Annotated in this window: 15 protein-coding genes and 1 tRNA gene; 10 read left to right on the plus strand and 6 right to left on the minus strand. The window is 65.4% G+C overall.

Features of this window, described 5'->3' with window-relative positions; translation table 11 throughout:
- The first annotated feature begins 106 nt into the window (after positions 1-106).
- A complete protein-coding gene (locus CIT40_RS06935; protein ID WP_094891657.1) occupies positions 107-1231 on the plus strand; it encodes a threonine synthase in 1125 nt (374 codons plus the stop codon).
- Positions 1232-1405: 174 nt separating this feature from the next.
- On the opposite strand, the gene CIT40_RS06940 is transcribed toward CIT40_RS06935, so the two are convergent.
- Together CIT40_RS06940 and CIT40_RS06945 are read right to left on the minus strand one after the other, a co-directional pair.
- Positions 1406-2221 (minus strand): DUF2927 domain-containing protein, encoded by an 816-nt coding sequence (locus CIT40_RS06940; protein ID WP_094891658.1) that lies wholly within the window; start codon positions 2219-2221, stop codon positions 1406-1408.
- A 123-nt stretch (positions 2222-2344) separates the two neighbouring features.
- On the minus strand, positions 2345-2923 hold the full coding sequence (locus CIT40_RS06945) for a L,D-transpeptidase (protein WP_094891659.1): 579 nt from the start codon (positions 2921-2923) through the stop codon (positions 2345-2347).
- A gap of 251 nt (positions 2924-3174) precedes the next feature.
- Here CIT40_RS06945 and CIT40_RS06950 point away from each other — a divergent pair, with 251 nt between their 5' ends.
- The 4 genes from CIT40_RS06950 (at position 3175) to CIT40_RS06965 (ending at position 6270) form a co-directional block, all read left to right on the plus strand.
- Positions 3175-4722: an acetolactate synthase large subunit gene (locus CIT40_RS06950; RefSeq protein WP_094891660.1), complete on the plus strand. Its 1548-nt coding sequence runs from the start codon at positions 3175-3177 to the stop codon at positions 4720-4722.
- A gap of 154 nt (positions 4723-4876) precedes the next feature.
- On the plus strand, positions 4877-5392 hold the full coding sequence (locus tag CIT40_RS06955; protein WP_094891661.1) for a hypothetical protein: 516 nt from the start codon (positions 4877-4879) through the stop codon (positions 5390-5392).
- Between the two features lie 351 nt (positions 5393-5743).
- Positions 5744-5938, plus strand: coding sequence for a hypothetical protein (locus tag CIT40_RS06960; RefSeq protein WP_094891662.1), 195 nt, complete (start codon positions 5744-5746; stop codon positions 5936-5938).
- 146 nt (positions 5939-6084) lie between these two features.
- Positions 6085-6270 (plus strand): hypothetical protein, encoded by a 186-nt coding sequence (locus CIT40_RS06965; RefSeq protein WP_148667173.1) that lies wholly within the window; start codon positions 6085-6087, stop codon positions 6268-6270.
- 298 nt (positions 6271-6568) lie between these two features.
- On the opposite strand, the gene CIT40_RS06970 is transcribed toward CIT40_RS06965, so the two are convergent.
- Positions 6569-6802 (minus strand): DUF3551 domain-containing protein, encoded by a 234-nt coding sequence (locus CIT40_RS06970; protein ID WP_094891673.1) that lies wholly within the window; start codon positions 6800-6802, stop codon positions 6569-6571.
- 285 nt (positions 6803-7087) lie between these two features.
- Here CIT40_RS06970 and CIT40_RS06975 point away from each other — a divergent pair, with 285 nt between their 5' ends.
- The 4 genes from CIT40_RS06975 (at position 7088) to CIT40_RS06990 (ending at position 9442) form a co-directional block, all read left to right on the plus strand.
- Positions 7088-7423, plus strand: coding sequence for a hypothetical protein (locus CIT40_RS06975; protein ID WP_094891674.1), 336 nt, complete (start codon positions 7088-7090; stop codon positions 7421-7423).
- 144 nt (positions 7424-7567) lie between these two features.
- Positions 7568-8095 carry a hypothetical protein gene (locus tag CIT40_RS06980; protein WP_094891675.1) on the plus strand — a complete coding sequence of 176 codons (528 nt, stop codon included), beginning with the start codon at positions 7568-7570 and terminating at the stop codon, positions 8093-8095.
- A 63-nt stretch (positions 8096-8158) separates the two neighbouring features.
- Positions 8159-8641 carry a transcription elongation factor GreA gene (gene greA / locus CIT40_RS06985; protein WP_094891664.1) on the plus strand — a complete coding sequence of 161 codons (483 nt, stop codon included), beginning with the start codon at positions 8159-8161 and terminating at the stop codon, positions 8639-8641.
- Between the two features lie 123 nt (positions 8642-8764).
- A complete protein-coding gene (locus tag CIT40_RS06990; RefSeq protein ID WP_094891665.1) occupies positions 8765-9442 on the plus strand; it encodes a hypothetical protein in 678 nt (225 codons plus the stop codon).
- 146 nt (positions 9443-9588) lie between these two features.
- Here the strand turns inward: CIT40_RS06990 and CIT40_RS06995 are convergent, their stop codons facing one another.
- Positions 9589-10362 carry an SDR family NAD(P)-dependent oxidoreductase gene (locus CIT40_RS06995; protein WP_094891666.1) on the minus strand — a complete coding sequence of 258 codons (774 nt, stop codon included), beginning with the start codon at positions 10360-10362 and terminating at the stop codon, positions 9589-9591.
- Between the two features lie 151 nt (positions 10363-10513).
- On the opposite strand from CIT40_RS06995, the gene CIT40_RS07000 reads away from it, so the two are divergent.
- Positions 10514-11287, plus strand: coding sequence for an outer membrane protein (locus tag CIT40_RS07000; RefSeq protein ID WP_094891667.1), 774 nt, complete (start codon positions 10514-10516; stop codon positions 11285-11287).
- A gap of 196 nt (positions 11288-11483) precedes the next feature.
- Here the strand turns inward: CIT40_RS07000 and CIT40_RS07005 are convergent.
- Together CIT40_RS07005 and CIT40_RS07010 are read right to left on the minus strand one after the other, a co-directional pair.
- Positions 11484-11558: transfer RNA gene (locus tag CIT40_RS07005), tRNA-Val, on the minus strand.
- A gap of 160 nt (positions 11559-11718) precedes the next feature.
- Complete coding sequence (locus CIT40_RS07010; RefSeq protein WP_094891668.1) at positions 11719-13011, minus strand: coiled-coil domain-containing protein; 1293 nt, start codon at positions 13009-13011, stop codon at positions 11719-11721.
- Positions 13012-13070: the final 59 nt, after the last annotated feature.

Here is a 13070-nt window from a genome sequence, read left to right on the forward strand (position 1 = left end):
TGAATTTTTGAAGGGGCGGGGGCGCCGCCGGCGTTCCAACGGGCGACTGGATAAAACCTTCATATTCGGACATATCGACCGCATCAGCCCGCCTCGGAGATCCCCCATGCCCGCCAGCTACATCGACCCCCGCAACGGACAGCTCTACCCGCTCGACCAGCCGCGCTGGTGCTCGGACGAGCGCACGCCGCTGCTGGTGACGCCGGGGGCGGGTATCTCGCGCGAGGACATCGACGGCCGCACGCGCTCGCTCTGGCGCTATCGCGCGGCGCTGCCGGTCGAGATCGCAAATCCGATCTCGCTCGGCGAGGGCTGCACGCCGCTGGTTCAGCAGGATTGGGGCGAGTTGCGGCCGTTGTTCAAGCTCGAATGGTTCAACCCGACCGGCAGCTTCAAGGACCGCGGCTCTTCCGTGATGCTGTCCTTCCTGCGCCAGATCGGGGTCGATGCCATTCTCGAAGACTCCTCCGGCAATGGCGGCTCGTCGATGGCCGGGCTCGGCGCGGCCGGCGGCATGCGCGTGAAGATTCTCGCGCCGGCTTCGACCTCGCCCGCCAAGATCGCGCAGGTGCGTGCTTATGGCGCGACGGTGCAACTCGTCGAAGGCCCGCGCGAGGAGTCCGAGGCGGAAGCCATCCGCCAGTCGAGCCAGACCTTCTATGCCAGCCATAATTGGCAGCCTTTTTTCCTCGAAGGCACCAAATCGCTCGCCTACGAGATCTGGGAAGATCTCGGCTTCCGCGCGCCCGACAACGTCATCGTCCCCGTCGGCGCCGGCTCGAGCCTGCTCGGCTGCGCCTTCGGCTTCCGCGAGCTGCTGAAGGCCGGGCAGATATCGAAGCTGCCGCGGCTGTTCGCGGCGCAGCCGCTCAATTGCTCGCCGATCGATGCGAGCTTTCAGGCCGGCGTCGACACGCCCGTCGCGCGCGATGTGACCAAGACCATCGCCGAGGGCACCGCCATCAAGCACCCGCTGCGCCTGCGCGAGATCATCGCCGCGTTGCGCGAGAGCGGCGGCGGCACCGTCGCGCTTACGGAAGATGAGATCGTCGCTGCGCTGCGCCGTCTCGCGCGCCAGGGCCTGTTCGCCGAACCGACCAGCGCCAGCGCAGCCGCGGCGCTCGACAAGCTCGCCGCAGCAGGCGCGATCAAGGCGAACGAGACCACGGTCGCCGTCCTCACCGGCACCGGCCTGAAGGCTGCGACGACAGTGGCCGATCTGGTGCAGTAGGCTCTCTCTTCTTCCCTTCTCCCCTTGTAGGAGAAGGTGGCGCGAAGCGCCGGATGAGGGGTATTTGTCCGCGCACGCGATGAGAGCTGAACGCGCGGACACATACCCCTCACCCGTCTCGCCGCTATCGCGGCGAGCCACCCTCTCCCACAAGGGGAGAGGGAAACATGCACCTCAATCCTTCAAATCATTCACCTGCTTGACCCAGCTGCGCACATCCGCGAGCACGGTGGGCAGCACCGCCTTGACCTCGGTCACGGTCATGCCTGCCTTGATGCGGGGATCGTACAGCAGATTGAGGATGTACTGGTCGTAGACGTCGAAATAGCCCATCGAGACGTTGTCGTTGAACATGGTCCAGGGCACGCTCGCGGTGTCGTTGATCGGCCCGAGCGATTGCAGCAGCTCCTCATAGGCGCAGTCGAGGAAGGTGAAATCGCCGTTGTCGACGGTGAGGATGACGTCGGAATGCTCGATCTCGAAATTGTCGTTCTTGCGGAAGCCGGACAGGCATTGCGGATCGAGCGAAGAGCGGATCTCGCGCGCCTTCTCGGCGCCGTAGAAGCTAGTGAGGGTGCGGAACAGGTCGCGGTCGCGCACCAGCTTCACCCGCACGTTGGCCGCTTCATTGCTGTCGATCATGGCGATGTCGAGATGCTGCACGCGCTTGCCGATGTCGGCCACGACTCTTGCGAGCTGCGCCTTGCGGTCGGCGCGGTCGCTCTCGGCGTAGACGCGCACCGGTCCGTCGAACTTGCGGATGCGGTCGACGCGGCCGGCGAGGTGATATTCGGCGCCGAACGCCGTCTTCAGGAATCCGTCGACGATCTCGCCGTCGGTAAAGCTCTTCTTCTCGGCACGCTGGCGCGAGGCGACCGCAGGCAACTCGCCCGCGACGGCGGTGACCGCGACGTCGGGTGCATAAGCGAGCGCCGTGAACGCCAGCAGGGCGACGCGAAGGGCAGCCGAGGACGGGTTCAATGCGCTCATCGTCGTGCGACGCTGCCGTATTCACGCCGCGCGCACAAGTCCGCAGATTTACGCGGCCTGCGGGTTGCCGGTGTTCTCAACCTCTCCCGCTTGCGGGAGAGGGAGCGCACCGCCGGTACGGCACTAATTGTTCAGCACCACCACCGTGGTGCCGACCCCGACGCGACCATAGAGATCGCTGACGTCGTCGTTGGTCATGCGGAAGCAGCCCGAGGAGACCGCTTGGCCGATCGTCTCCGGCTCGTTCGAGCCGTGGATGCGGTACAGCGTCGAGCCCAGATACATCGCGCGGGCGCCGAGCGGATTGTCGATGCCGCCCTTCATGTGCCGCGGCAAATCGGGGCGGCGGGCCAGCATCTGCGACGGCGGCGTCCAGTCCGGCCATTCCTTCTTGGCGGTGATCTTGTGGACCCCGCCCCAGCGGAAGCCGTCGCGGCCGACGCCGATGCCGTAGCGCAAGGCCTGGCCGTTCTGGAGCACCAGATACAGCCGGCGCTCCGTGGTGTTCACCACGATCGTGCCGGGGGCGTAATTGCCGTTGTACATGACGGTGGTGCGGGGGATCGGGCTGGAGCCGCCGCGGAAGAAGTTCGGGCCGCCGCCCATGACGTCGCGCGAGTCGAACTCTTCGGCGCGTGCGCCGCCCGCCATGGCCGACAGCAGTGCGATGGCGGCAATCGGAGCGGCAAAAAACCGGATCATTGTTTCCCCCAGCAAAAAATCGATTCAACCAAGGCCACAGGCCATATTTGCGGGCTTTTCGCAAGCCACGGCCCCGTGAGGGAGATCGTCCGGCATAGGCGTTATCAAATCGGCAACCATGCCATTTGCCGAAAAGCGTTAGCCAAACCCGCGCGGGGCAGGGCCGCGATGCCGCCTATTGCTTTGACGGGGCGAGCGAACAATGATTGATCAAACGGAACTCTGGATATGGCGATTGCGGGAGCTTGCGGATGAACGGTGCGGAAAGCCTGGTGCGGACGATGGTCAAGGGTGGGGTGGATGTCTGCTTCACCAACCCAGGCACCTCCGAGATGCATTTTGTCGCAGCGCTCGACCGCGTGCCCGGCATGCGCTGCGTGCTCGGCCTGTTCGAGGGCGTGGTGACAGGCGCCGCCGACGGCTATTTCCGCATGAAGGGCACGCCCGCCTCGACGCTGCTGCATCTCGGCCCCGGCCTCGCCAACGGCCTTGCCAATCTGCATAACGCCAAGAAGGCCAATTCCGGTATCGTCAACATCGTCGGCCAGCACGCCGTCTACCACATCGGCTTCAACGCGCCGCTGACCTCCGACATCGAGGGCCTGGCCCGGCCGATGTCGTCCTGGGTCCGCACCTCGCCGGATGCCAAATCGGTCGCCGCCGACGGCGCCGCCGCGATTGCCGCCGCCAAGAGCGCGCCGCCGCAGATCGCGACCCTGATCCTGCCCGCCGACACCGCCTGGAACGAGGCCGACGGCGTCGCCGAGGTGCCCGCCGAGCAGCAGCGCGCGAGCTATTCGCCGCAGGCGGTCGAGCAGGCCGCAAAGATCCTCCATGGCGACGGCGAGGGCACGCTCTTGCTGATGACCGGCAGCGCGCTCTCGGAGCAGGGCCTGGCGCTGGCCGAGCGCATTGCTGCCAAGACCGGCTGCACGGTGATGGGCCCGACCTTCCGGCCCAGGATGGCGCGCGGCCGCGGCCGTTACTCGATCGATCGCATCCACTATGTCATCGATCAGGCACTGCCGATGCTGGCGAAGTTCCGTCACATCGTGCTGGTCGAGTCTGACGATCCCGTGGCGTTCTTCGCCTATCCGAACAAGCCGAGCGTGCTCAGGCCCGAGGGCTGCGACGTGCATCGCATGACGGCCTGGGGCGAGAACTCGGTCGCCGCGCTCGAAGCGCTCGCCGGCGCGGTCAAGGCCAGCGCCAAGGACGTCAAGCCGCAGGCTTTGCAGGAGTTGCTCAAGCCGACCGGCGCCCTGACCCACGCCTCGATCGCGCAGTCGATCGCCTATGCGATCCCCGAGAATGCGATCCTGGTCGACGAATCCCTCACCACCGGCCGCGCCTTCTTCCCGCCGACGGCGGCGGCCGCCCCGCACGACTGGCTGCAGAACATGGGCGGCTCGATCGGCTTCTCCACCCCGCTGTCGATCGGCGCCGCGATCGCCTGTCCCGACCGCAAGGTGATCTGCATGGTCGGTGACGGCAGCGCGATGTACACCATCCAGTCGCTGTGGACCCAGGCCCGCGAAAACCTTGACATCGTCACCATCGTGTTTGCCAACCGCATCTACCAGATCCTGCGCGGCGAGTTCGACAATGTCGGCGCCGGCGAACCGGGCCAGCGCGCCAACGACATGCTCCGGCTCGACCGGCCGACGCTCGATTTCGTGGCGCTGGCCAAGGGCATGGGCGTGCCCGGCCGCGCCGTCACCAATGCCGACGAGTTCAACAAGGCGCTGGCCGAGGCCGTCGCCGAGCCCGGGCCGCGGCTGATCGAAGTGCAAATGTAAGACTGTCGATCGCGCCGCGAACTCCGGCCCTCTTGTAGCCCGGATGGAGCGTAGCGTAATCCGGGGCTCCCAGTGTTTTGCGAGAACCCCGGATTGCGCTACGCTCCATCCGGGCTACTCACTTTGCAGTCCGCGTGATGAGCCCGGAGGCACGATGCAGACCGAGCTGAACAAGGTGATCGCGGCTGTCAGGGACTTCTATGCCCACGAAGGCTTCCTGTTCGAGAAGGACGTCGGCGAGCGCGCGGTCACGCACCGCTTCGCCGTGTATCTGGAGAAGCAATTCGCCGGCTGGTCGGTCGACTGCAATTACGACCGGCTCGGCGAGCGCACGCTGCATCTGCCGCACGGCACCATCATCTCGACCGACGACCATCTCGGCAAGTCGATCTACCCCGATGTCGTCGTGCATCAGCGCGAGATTCCGAACAATCTGCTCACGGTGGAGATCCGCAAGGCGAGCAATCACACGCCGCTGGAGCACGACCGGCACAAGCTGAGGGCGCTGACCGACGCGCATGTCTGGTTCGCCTATTGGATCGGCGTGCTGCTGGTGCTGGACAAGCAACATGTGACGATGTCGGAGGTCTATGTCAGCGGCGTCGTCGATGAGCCGCTGTCGCGCTGGTTCGCGACGCGGCTGGAGAGCGGCCTTGGGGCGGCGCATTAGGGCGTGTGCTTCCGGACGGCGAATTCGTGGCGCGCTCGCCCGGGCAGCTGAGCGCCGGTTGGTCGAGATTGATCTCGCCAATTGACGCGAACACTGTTACACATCAGGCATCACCGCGCGCTGCGTGGCTGTTATCGGTGACTGAGAGCCTCGCGCTCCCGCCTTCGCTCAAGCCAAGGCGGTCAAATGTCAGATGCCATACATTTCGAAATCTGCGACTGGCCCATACCAAATTGATGTGGGTCCTTATGATCGCGGCTGCGGCCTTCTTGTAAGGCAAGTCATTCGTTCACCATGCGTGCGAACTGCAACCCGGGGCGGCAGCCGGTTCAAGCCAAACGGGAGCCCGAAATGGCAAACACCGCAATCATCAGGGACGCTTATGGAGTTCCGGCGATCTTCGTCGGCTCGAAAACAGGCCGGGACGATGCCCCCTTTGTTTTCGTGAAGGTCGGAGATGAGGAACGCCGCATGCGCTGGTCTGAATGGGATTCTCTTCCGGCCTGGACCGGCGAGAAGCCGTTTTGGGCGAGCAGAAGCAGGTAGCGATGAGACCCTCGGCATGAAGGCAGCGCGCCGTATGGACAATGGCGCTCCTGCTTGCGTCAGCGCCGGCCGCATCCGCCGCGGACCGAACTGCCGGGCGATCGAGAGCACCGGTGCACGCCTCTCCTGTCACGACGCGGGTGACGATGGCGAGTGAACATCAGGGGATTGAATACACGATCGTCCAGACCATCAATCCGTCGGGCTGGAAATGGTCGTTTGAACGGCATGGCCGCTCGCCCCGAACGGGCATCGCCTTCAACCGGGCGGAGGCGATCGCCGCCGTTCGGCGTGCGATTGATCTCTTGCTCAGAGAACAGCAGCGCCAATAGATGAACCTTGGCTCGCCGCTTTGATACAGACCTGTATCGGGATTTTACGATCTCCCTCCCGGGGCTGGAAGACCGCCGCCTGCGCTTGATTTAAGCGGGCGGCGTTTTTGTTCCCAAGGTCCGAATGTCCATATTCCCGAGCAAGCTTCCGACGTCGTTCCGGTTGCCTCCGGTCACGGACCTTCTGACTGAGATCTTATCTCATCACACACCGGCCGAGAGGCCGCCCGCGGGACCGGGGCGGCCTTCGCATCTTTGCCGTCTGCAGCGCGCGCGCTAAGCGCGCGCTGCTACCACGTCAGTAATAGCGCTGCTGCGAATACGCGTAGCGCGGGTTGATGCCGCAATAGGCCGACGTGCCGGAGGCGGAGGCCTGACACTGCTGATAGCTCGTGAACTGGCAGTTGCCGGGATAGCCCCACATGCGGCCCTGCAGGCAGTACCTGTCGTTGGTGGGGTGAGCCTGGGCCGCCGGGGCCGCCACGGCCATCAAGGCCGCGAACGAGGCAAGGGTGAGGATGGTGCGACGCATTTCAGTCTCCATTGAAGGACGGTTGGAAGAGCAGGTGATGAGGGAACACGCAGCGCGATGCGCGGGTTCCGGGTTGTGCCCGACACTTTGTCGTATTTGTCTTGGTCTCCGCAGTGGGCATTGCGTTCGACATGCGTCTATGATGCGCCAAGCCCCGGTGAGCAATGTGATCTCGGCCACAGTTCGCGGCGGGCCTTTTGGCCTATCGTGATCGAACTTGCCCGCGTCGCTTCCCCCGAGGCTCACGCTTTCCACGTTAGGATCAGGCAATTTTTGGAGGTTCTGATGCAAAAATCATATTTGCTGGCCGCGACAGCGGCGCTGGCGCTCATCATGCAGACATCGCTCGCGCCGGCCCAGACCGCGCCGGCTGCCGGCGGAACCGCCGCGCCCGCGGCGGCAACCGCTGCGCCGGCCGCGACGACGGCGCCGGCTGCGACCACCGACACGTCCGGCCAGCCGACCGACTCCAAGAAGAGCGCGTCGAAGAAGCCGGCGAAGAAAAAGATGACGCGGCAGCAGGAGATCGACCACTCCGTCGACAGCGGCACCGTGCCCGCGCGCTATCGCAGCTCGGTGCCCAAACAGTACCAGCAATATATTCCGTTCGACAAACAGTGACGGACCGCACGGCGGCGCGACGCGATCAGCCGTTGCGCCGCCGGTGCCTGCCGAAGTGGGGCCTCGCCGGTCGGCTGCCGATGTCACATCCCCGGTGGCGGTCTGCGGACGCAATGCTAGAGTAGGTCGAATCCGGGGGGAATGATGAGTGACGACGTGAAGGATGCTGGCCTCGTGGCCATGATCAGCAGCATCCTTGGAGGCAACAAGCGCGCAGACAGTGTTGCACCGCCGCCGCTCACCGAGGGTCCGCCGACCGTGCCGTCGAACGGAGCGGACGCGGTCGCAGCGCCCGACCCTGAGGCGAGATCGACCGGGCAGGAGGATGCGGCCAAGAATTCGGCCAAGGGTGCGACCAAGGGTGCGGCCAAGGATGCGCCCAACGCTGCGCCGGCCGCATTGGTCGAGCAACCTGCGAAAATCGTCACGACGCGCGATGGTAAGCAATTGTTGCCGGCGGAAGCGATCGCCGATCTCGTGCTTGGCGAGCTGCGCAAGCTGGAGGATTTTCCGGCGACCGGGGCCTCGGTCACGGTCTACGGTTACCGGCACTGGAACGCCATGATCACCTTCGCGCCGTTCTCGACCAATTTCCAGAACGCGACGCGGTTCCGCCAGGCCATGCCGGACCTCGTCTTCAAGCTCCGTCGTTTCGTCGAACTTGAGATATAGTTCGGGGTTAATCACCGGCGGCGCGAGCTGCCGCCCCCCGGACAGTTCGACAGGATCTCCAGATTGAGCGTCGCCTTTACCAAGGAAGAAAGCGCCGAAACCGCGTCCGAGACGCTGTTGCCGGATCGCCCGATCTCGCCGCATCCGAATCTCGTGACGGAAGCCGGCCTGCAAGCCTTGCAGGCCCAGCTTCAGCAAGCCCGCGAGGCCTATGAAGCCGCGCAGACGATCGAGGACGTCAACGAGAAGCGCCGGCAATCGGCGGTGCCGTTGCGCGACGCCCGCTACCTGACGGAGCGCTTGCGGACCGCGCAGCTCGTTCCCAGCCCTGCATCGAACGACAGTGTCGCCTTCGGCAGCACGGTGACCTTCAGCCGCGCCGACGGCCGCGTGCAGACCTATCGCATCGTCGGCGAGGACGAAGCCGACCCCAAGGCCGGTTCGATCTCGTTCGTCGCGCCGGTGGCGCGGTCGTTGATGGGGAAGGCGGTGGGTGACGTCGTCGGCGCGGGTGCGCAGGAGATCGAGATCCTGTCCATCGGGTAGTGGCCGGGCGCGGTAAAATTGCGTGGCCAAGGGCGCTATCGACAGGAGCAGTGTCATTCGCCTAATGCATGATCCGGACAAGCGCGAGGCCGTCGTCTCCGCCAAACGAAGCCTGATGGTTGGATGAGACGGTTTCTCACTGGAGCGTTGCCGTTCTACGCGCTGGCTATACTGGCCATGTGCATGTACCTGGTCCTTTACCGGACGAACCTTTTCGACCTGAACGCCATCGTCCAGGGCGCGACCGGGTCGGCATGGTTTCCGGCCTTCATGTTCGTCTGCGTGCTGCTGGAAGCGGTATTCCCCTATTTCGGCTATTTTCCCGGCACGGCCCTGATCCTGATGTCGGTGGCGCTTAGTCCGAAGGCCGTGGATGGCTCCGTCTTCGCCGCGGCATGGTTCGCTATCATCGTGGGCGCCGTTCTCAGCTACGGACAGGCGCGTTTCTTCCGGCCGTTCCTGCAGCGGGTCGCCTCGAAAGCGGCCCTGCGCCGGTGCGAATCCCTGTTCGATGCCTACGGCGCTTACGCGCGCATCGCGCTGTTCGTTCATCCCAACGCCAGCGCGATGTACTTCACCGCGCTCGGACTGCTCGGCCGCAATTTGACGCGGGAGCTCGCCTATCTCTGCGCAGGGGCCGCGGCCGCCGTCGGCATCCTGTTCGTCATCGTGACCAGGCTGGTGTCGTCCGTCGGCCCCACCGATGACGGCGAATTGCAGCTGTTGCTCGCGGCAGCGCTGGTGGCGATCGGGACGTTCGTTGGCCTCTACACGGTGTGGCGGACCGGGCGGGCGGTGTGAAAGTTCGCTCCGTCATTGCGAGGAGCTCTTGCGACGAAGCAATCCAGGCTGCCACCGCGGAAAGATTCTGGATTGCTTCGCGGAGCCTGTCATCGGGCCGCGCTTCGCGCGGACCCGTTGGCTCGCAATGACGAAGAATAATCGCCCTACGCCTGCGGCAGCTCGACGCCCGTCAGCTTGCTCAATCTGCCGATGAGCTCGTCCTGAAATTTCGGATCGGTCGCCTGGCTCGCCGGCTGCTGCTGCGCGAGATGATGCCAGTAGCGACCCGACACCAGGGCAGCGGGATCCTCGCTCGCCGCGAGCCAGCTCTGTGTCCGCGCTCCCGTGTCGATATCGACCGGCGCACCCGCGCCGCCCATCTTCGTGCGCACCCAGCCGGGATCGACGGCGTTGCTCAGAACCTTGGGCCAGCGCCGCGGCAACGCGAACGCCAGCGCGACGATTTGCAGCTTGCTCTCGGCATAGGCCCTGGCCGCATCCCAGGGACGCCTGGTCCAGTCGAGGTCGTCGAGCGAGCCTTCGCCGCCCCGGTGCAGGCCGCTGCTGAGATACACCAGGCGGCCGGGCCGTTCGATCAGCGCCGTCAGCATGTACGGCGCAAGCGTGTTGATGGCCAAAGTCTCGGCGTGGCCTTCCGCTGTCGCGCCGCGGCCGGGCCGGGTGTAGACGCCGGCGTTGTGGATGATCGCATCCATGCGCCCGATCGCGTTGACCTGATCGGCGATAGCCTTCGTCTCGGCCGCGCTGCTGAGATCGCCGACCACGATCCCCTGGGCTCGCGACCTCAGCTCGCCGAGCGCGTGACCGCGATCGGCCGACCGCGCATGCAGCACCACGCGGTGTCCCTGATCGAGCAGCATTTGCGCCGACGCCCGGCCGAGGCCGTCGGTGCTGCCGGTGATGAAAATGGTCGCCATGCGGTTCTCCTCGGATATTTCAGGGCGCACTCCACGATGTCCGCCGCGGCAAGGTCGCCCCAAGGTGTTGCATGCGGATCACATACAACCAGCCAAAAAGCGATAAGATCAGTCCCAATTGCATGACGCATGAGATTCGTGGGGGACGCTGATGAAGAAGTTCCTGCTTTCCGTCGCAGCATTCGGAATGGCCTGCTCAGGTGCCAACGCCGCCGATCTTGCGGCGCGCCCTTACACCAAGGCGCCGCCGATGGTCGCTGCCGTCTACGACTGGAGCGGCTTCTACATCGGCGCCAACGGCGGCGGCGGATCGAGCCACAAGTGCTGGGATTTCATTTCTCCCGGGCTCGGCGTCAGAGTCCCCGAAGGCTGCCACGATGCCACGGGCGGCACGGTTGGCGGGCAGGTCGGGTTTCGGTGGCAGTCCGTCAACTGGGTGTTCGGCATCGAAGGCCAGGGCAACTGGGCCGACTTCACGGCCGACAACGTCAGCACGGTGCTCTTCGCGCCCACAGGTCTTCGCAATCGTTCGCAGATCGAGGCGTTCGGCCTGATCACCGGTCAGATCGGCTATGCCTGGAACAATGTCCTGCTTTACGTGAAGGGCGGCGGCGCGGCAGTGGCCGACAAATACCGAACCAACGACGTCGTCACCGGCGCGTCATTCGATCGGGCCAGCGAAACGCGTTTCGGTGGCGTCATCGGCGGCGGCCTTGAATTCGGCTTCGCTCCGAACTGGTCGGTCGGCGTGGAGTACGACCACATCTTCCTCGGCCATCGCGATATCTCCTTCACCGGGACGGGCGGCTTCGGCGGCGTCACCGCCGGCGCCTTCACGCGCCGGGAGCGGATCGGCCAGGACGTCGACATCGGGCTGGTGCGGTTGAACTATCGCTGGGGCGGTCCGATCATCGCGAAATATTAAGGCTTCGGGAAAGCCGTAACCCTTTGATCCGACTGAGGTCGGCTACTGTGCATGGGGTTGTTTTCGCGATTTGCCGGAGCGGGAGCAAGACGCCCGGTCCGTCCACGTTCTTCGAGTTACGCCGTACCCGCTTCGCCATGATTGGTCTTGGCTGCATTGAACGCGGCTGCGCCACGCGAAGCCTCTTGGCGAAGCGTGGTGGGCGCACAAGGGATCGAACCTTGGACCTCTCCCGTGTGAAGGGAACGCTCTCCCGCTGAGCTATGCGCCCGGGACCATCATGCTGACGGCCGGACCTTTCAGGCCGGCCGGCGCATTGGAGCCCGCGATTTAGAAGTGCGGGCTTGAGGTGTCAAGTTTCCAGGCGCCGCGGCGCTGGAAAACCTTGGCCCGGACGCGCAATTCGCTGGCCCGGCCGGATTTCGGGCCGCCTACGCGCCCTGCTGGCGGGCGCGGGAGGCGTGGGCCTGCAGCGCCCGGATCCGCTCAGCCAGCGTTCCGCCGCCTTCGGGCAGGCTCGGCGCGCCATTGCTCGCGGCGTCGTTGGCCGGACGCGGCGCCGGCTTCGGCGGCTGGCCGGCTTCGGCCGCCAGCAGCGCCTCAATCGGCGAGTTGGGGCCTTCGAGCTGCATCGCGAGCTTTGCCACCTCGGCGGCGATGTCGTTGATGCGCTCGCGCAGGAGCGCATTCTCCATGCGCTCGGTCGCCCAGGAGCTTTCCGCCTGCTGCTGGATCGCGTTGAGGTCGCGCTGCAGCTTGGCGCGCTCGTCGCGGGCGGTGCGCAGCTGCTCCTCCAGCGCGGTCTTTTCCGCGCGCAGCGCCTCCGCGGCCGCCGACGATTTGCCGCCGCTCAAGCCCGCGATCTCGACCCGCAGCTGCTTGATGGTGCGCTCGTCGCCCTCATGGAGCTGGCGGAGCTGGTTGTTCTCATACTCGCGCTCGGCCAGCAGCTTGCCCTGCGTGGCGAGGCGGCCTTCGAGGTCGGCGACGCGGCCGGACAGCATCTCGGCCTCCTTCACCTGTCCGATCAGCTGGCGATCGAGCTCGGTGACGCGCTGGCTCAGATTCTCGACCCGGCCGCGGGCATCGCCGAGCTCGCGCGAGGCGGTCTCGGATTCGGTCCGCTCCTGCGCCAGCCGGGCCTGGGTTGCGGCAAATTCCTTCTCGGCATCGCCGACGCGGTTCTTCAATTCCTCGATCTGGGCGCGCACCGCGACCAGCTCGACCTGGCGGCTCTCCGCCATCATCGAGCGGTCGGACAGTTCGGAGTTGATCTTGGCGAGCTCGCCCTGCTTGTCGGTCAGTGCGTTCTCGGCAGCGCGCAGGGCTTCCGTCTTGGCGTTGAATTCCTCTTCGGTGGCGCGGAGCTGCTCCTTCACCGCCTTCTCGCGCGCCTCCAGCGCGAAGATCGTGGCGTTCTTCTCGCCGAGTTCGATCTTCATGCGGTTGATGGCGTCGCTCTTCTTGCCGAGCTCGGCGAGCTGGCTGGTGGTCTTGTTCTTGAGCTGGTCGACGCTCATCTCGAGCCGCCGCGCCGACATGGCGAATTCGGCGCGAAGCTGGTCCTTGTCGGCCTGGATCTCCGCCATCGACAGCGGCGTTGCCGCCTCGAGCCGGCGCGTGGTCAGGCGCACGGCGCGGTTATGCACCAGCGGCACGATCGCGAGCCCGCACAGCATCGAAAGCAGGAAACCGATCGCCAGGTACATGATCGGTTCGACCATGGGGCAGAACTCCCAAGCTTAAGGAAAAATTCACCAACGACCATGCCATGGCGGGCCGG

It is taken from the genome of Bradyrhizobium amphicarpaeae, assembly GCF_002266435.3.
GTDB lineage: Bacteria > Pseudomonadota > Alphaproteobacteria > Rhizobiales > Xanthobacteraceae > Bradyrhizobium > Bradyrhizobium amphicarpaeae.

What these genes read in the sequence shown, in the direction of transcription:
- CIT40_RS06935 (WP_094891657.1), top strand. Translation starts at nt 107, where the DNA reads ATGCCCGCCAGCTACATCGACCCCCGCAACGGACAGCTCTACCCGCTC.
- CIT40_RS06940 (WP_094891658.1), bottom strand. Translation starts at nt 2,221, where the DNA reads ATGAGCGCATTGAACCCGTCCTCGGCTGCCCTTCGCGTCGCCCTGCTG.
- CIT40_RS06945 (WP_094891659.1), bottom strand. Translation starts at nt 2,923, where the DNA reads ATGATCCGGTTTTTTGCCGCTCCGATTGCCGCCATCGCACTGCTGTCG.
- CIT40_RS06950 (WP_094891660.1), top strand. Translation starts at nt 3,175, where the DNA reads ATGAACGGTGCGGAAAGCCTGGTGCGGACGATGGTCAAGGGTGGGGTG.
- CIT40_RS06955 (WP_094891661.1), top strand. Translation starts at nt 4,877, where the DNA reads ATGCAGACCGAGCTGAACAAGGTGATCGCGGCTGTCAGGGACTTCTAT.
- CIT40_RS06960 (WP_094891662.1), top strand. Translation starts at nt 5,744, where the DNA reads ATGGCAAACACCGCAATCATCAGGGACGCTTATGGAGTTCCGGCGATC.
- CIT40_RS06965 (WP_148667173.1), top strand. Translation starts at nt 6,085, where the DNA reads ATGGCGAGTGAACATCAGGGGATTGAATACACGATCGTCCAGACCATC.
- CIT40_RS06970 (WP_094891673.1), bottom strand. Translation starts at nt 6,802, where the DNA reads ATGCGTCGCACCATCCTCACCCTTGCCTCGTTCGCGGCCTTGATGGCC.
- CIT40_RS06975 (WP_094891674.1), top strand. Translation starts at nt 7,088, where the DNA reads ATGCAAAAATCATATTTGCTGGCCGCGACAGCGGCGCTGGCGCTCATC.
- CIT40_RS06980 (WP_094891675.1), top strand. Translation starts at nt 7,568, where the DNA reads ATGAGTGACGACGTGAAGGATGCTGGCCTCGTGGCCATGATCAGCAGC.
- CIT40_RS06990 (WP_094891665.1), top strand. Translation starts at nt 8,765, where the DNA reads ATGAGACGGTTTCTCACTGGAGCGTTGCCGTTCTACGCGCTGGCTATA.
- CIT40_RS06995 (WP_094891666.1), bottom strand. Translation starts at nt 10,362, where the DNA reads ATGGCGACCATTTTCATCACCGGCAGCACCGACGGCCTCGGCCGGGCG.
- CIT40_RS07000 (WP_094891667.1), top strand. Translation starts at nt 10,514, where the DNA reads ATGAAGAAGTTCCTGCTTTCCGTCGCAGCATTCGGAATGGCCTGCTCA.
- CIT40_RS07010 (WP_094891668.1), bottom strand. Translation starts at nt 13,011, where the DNA reads ATGGTCGAACCGATCATGTACCTGGCGATCGGTTTCCTGCTTTCGATG.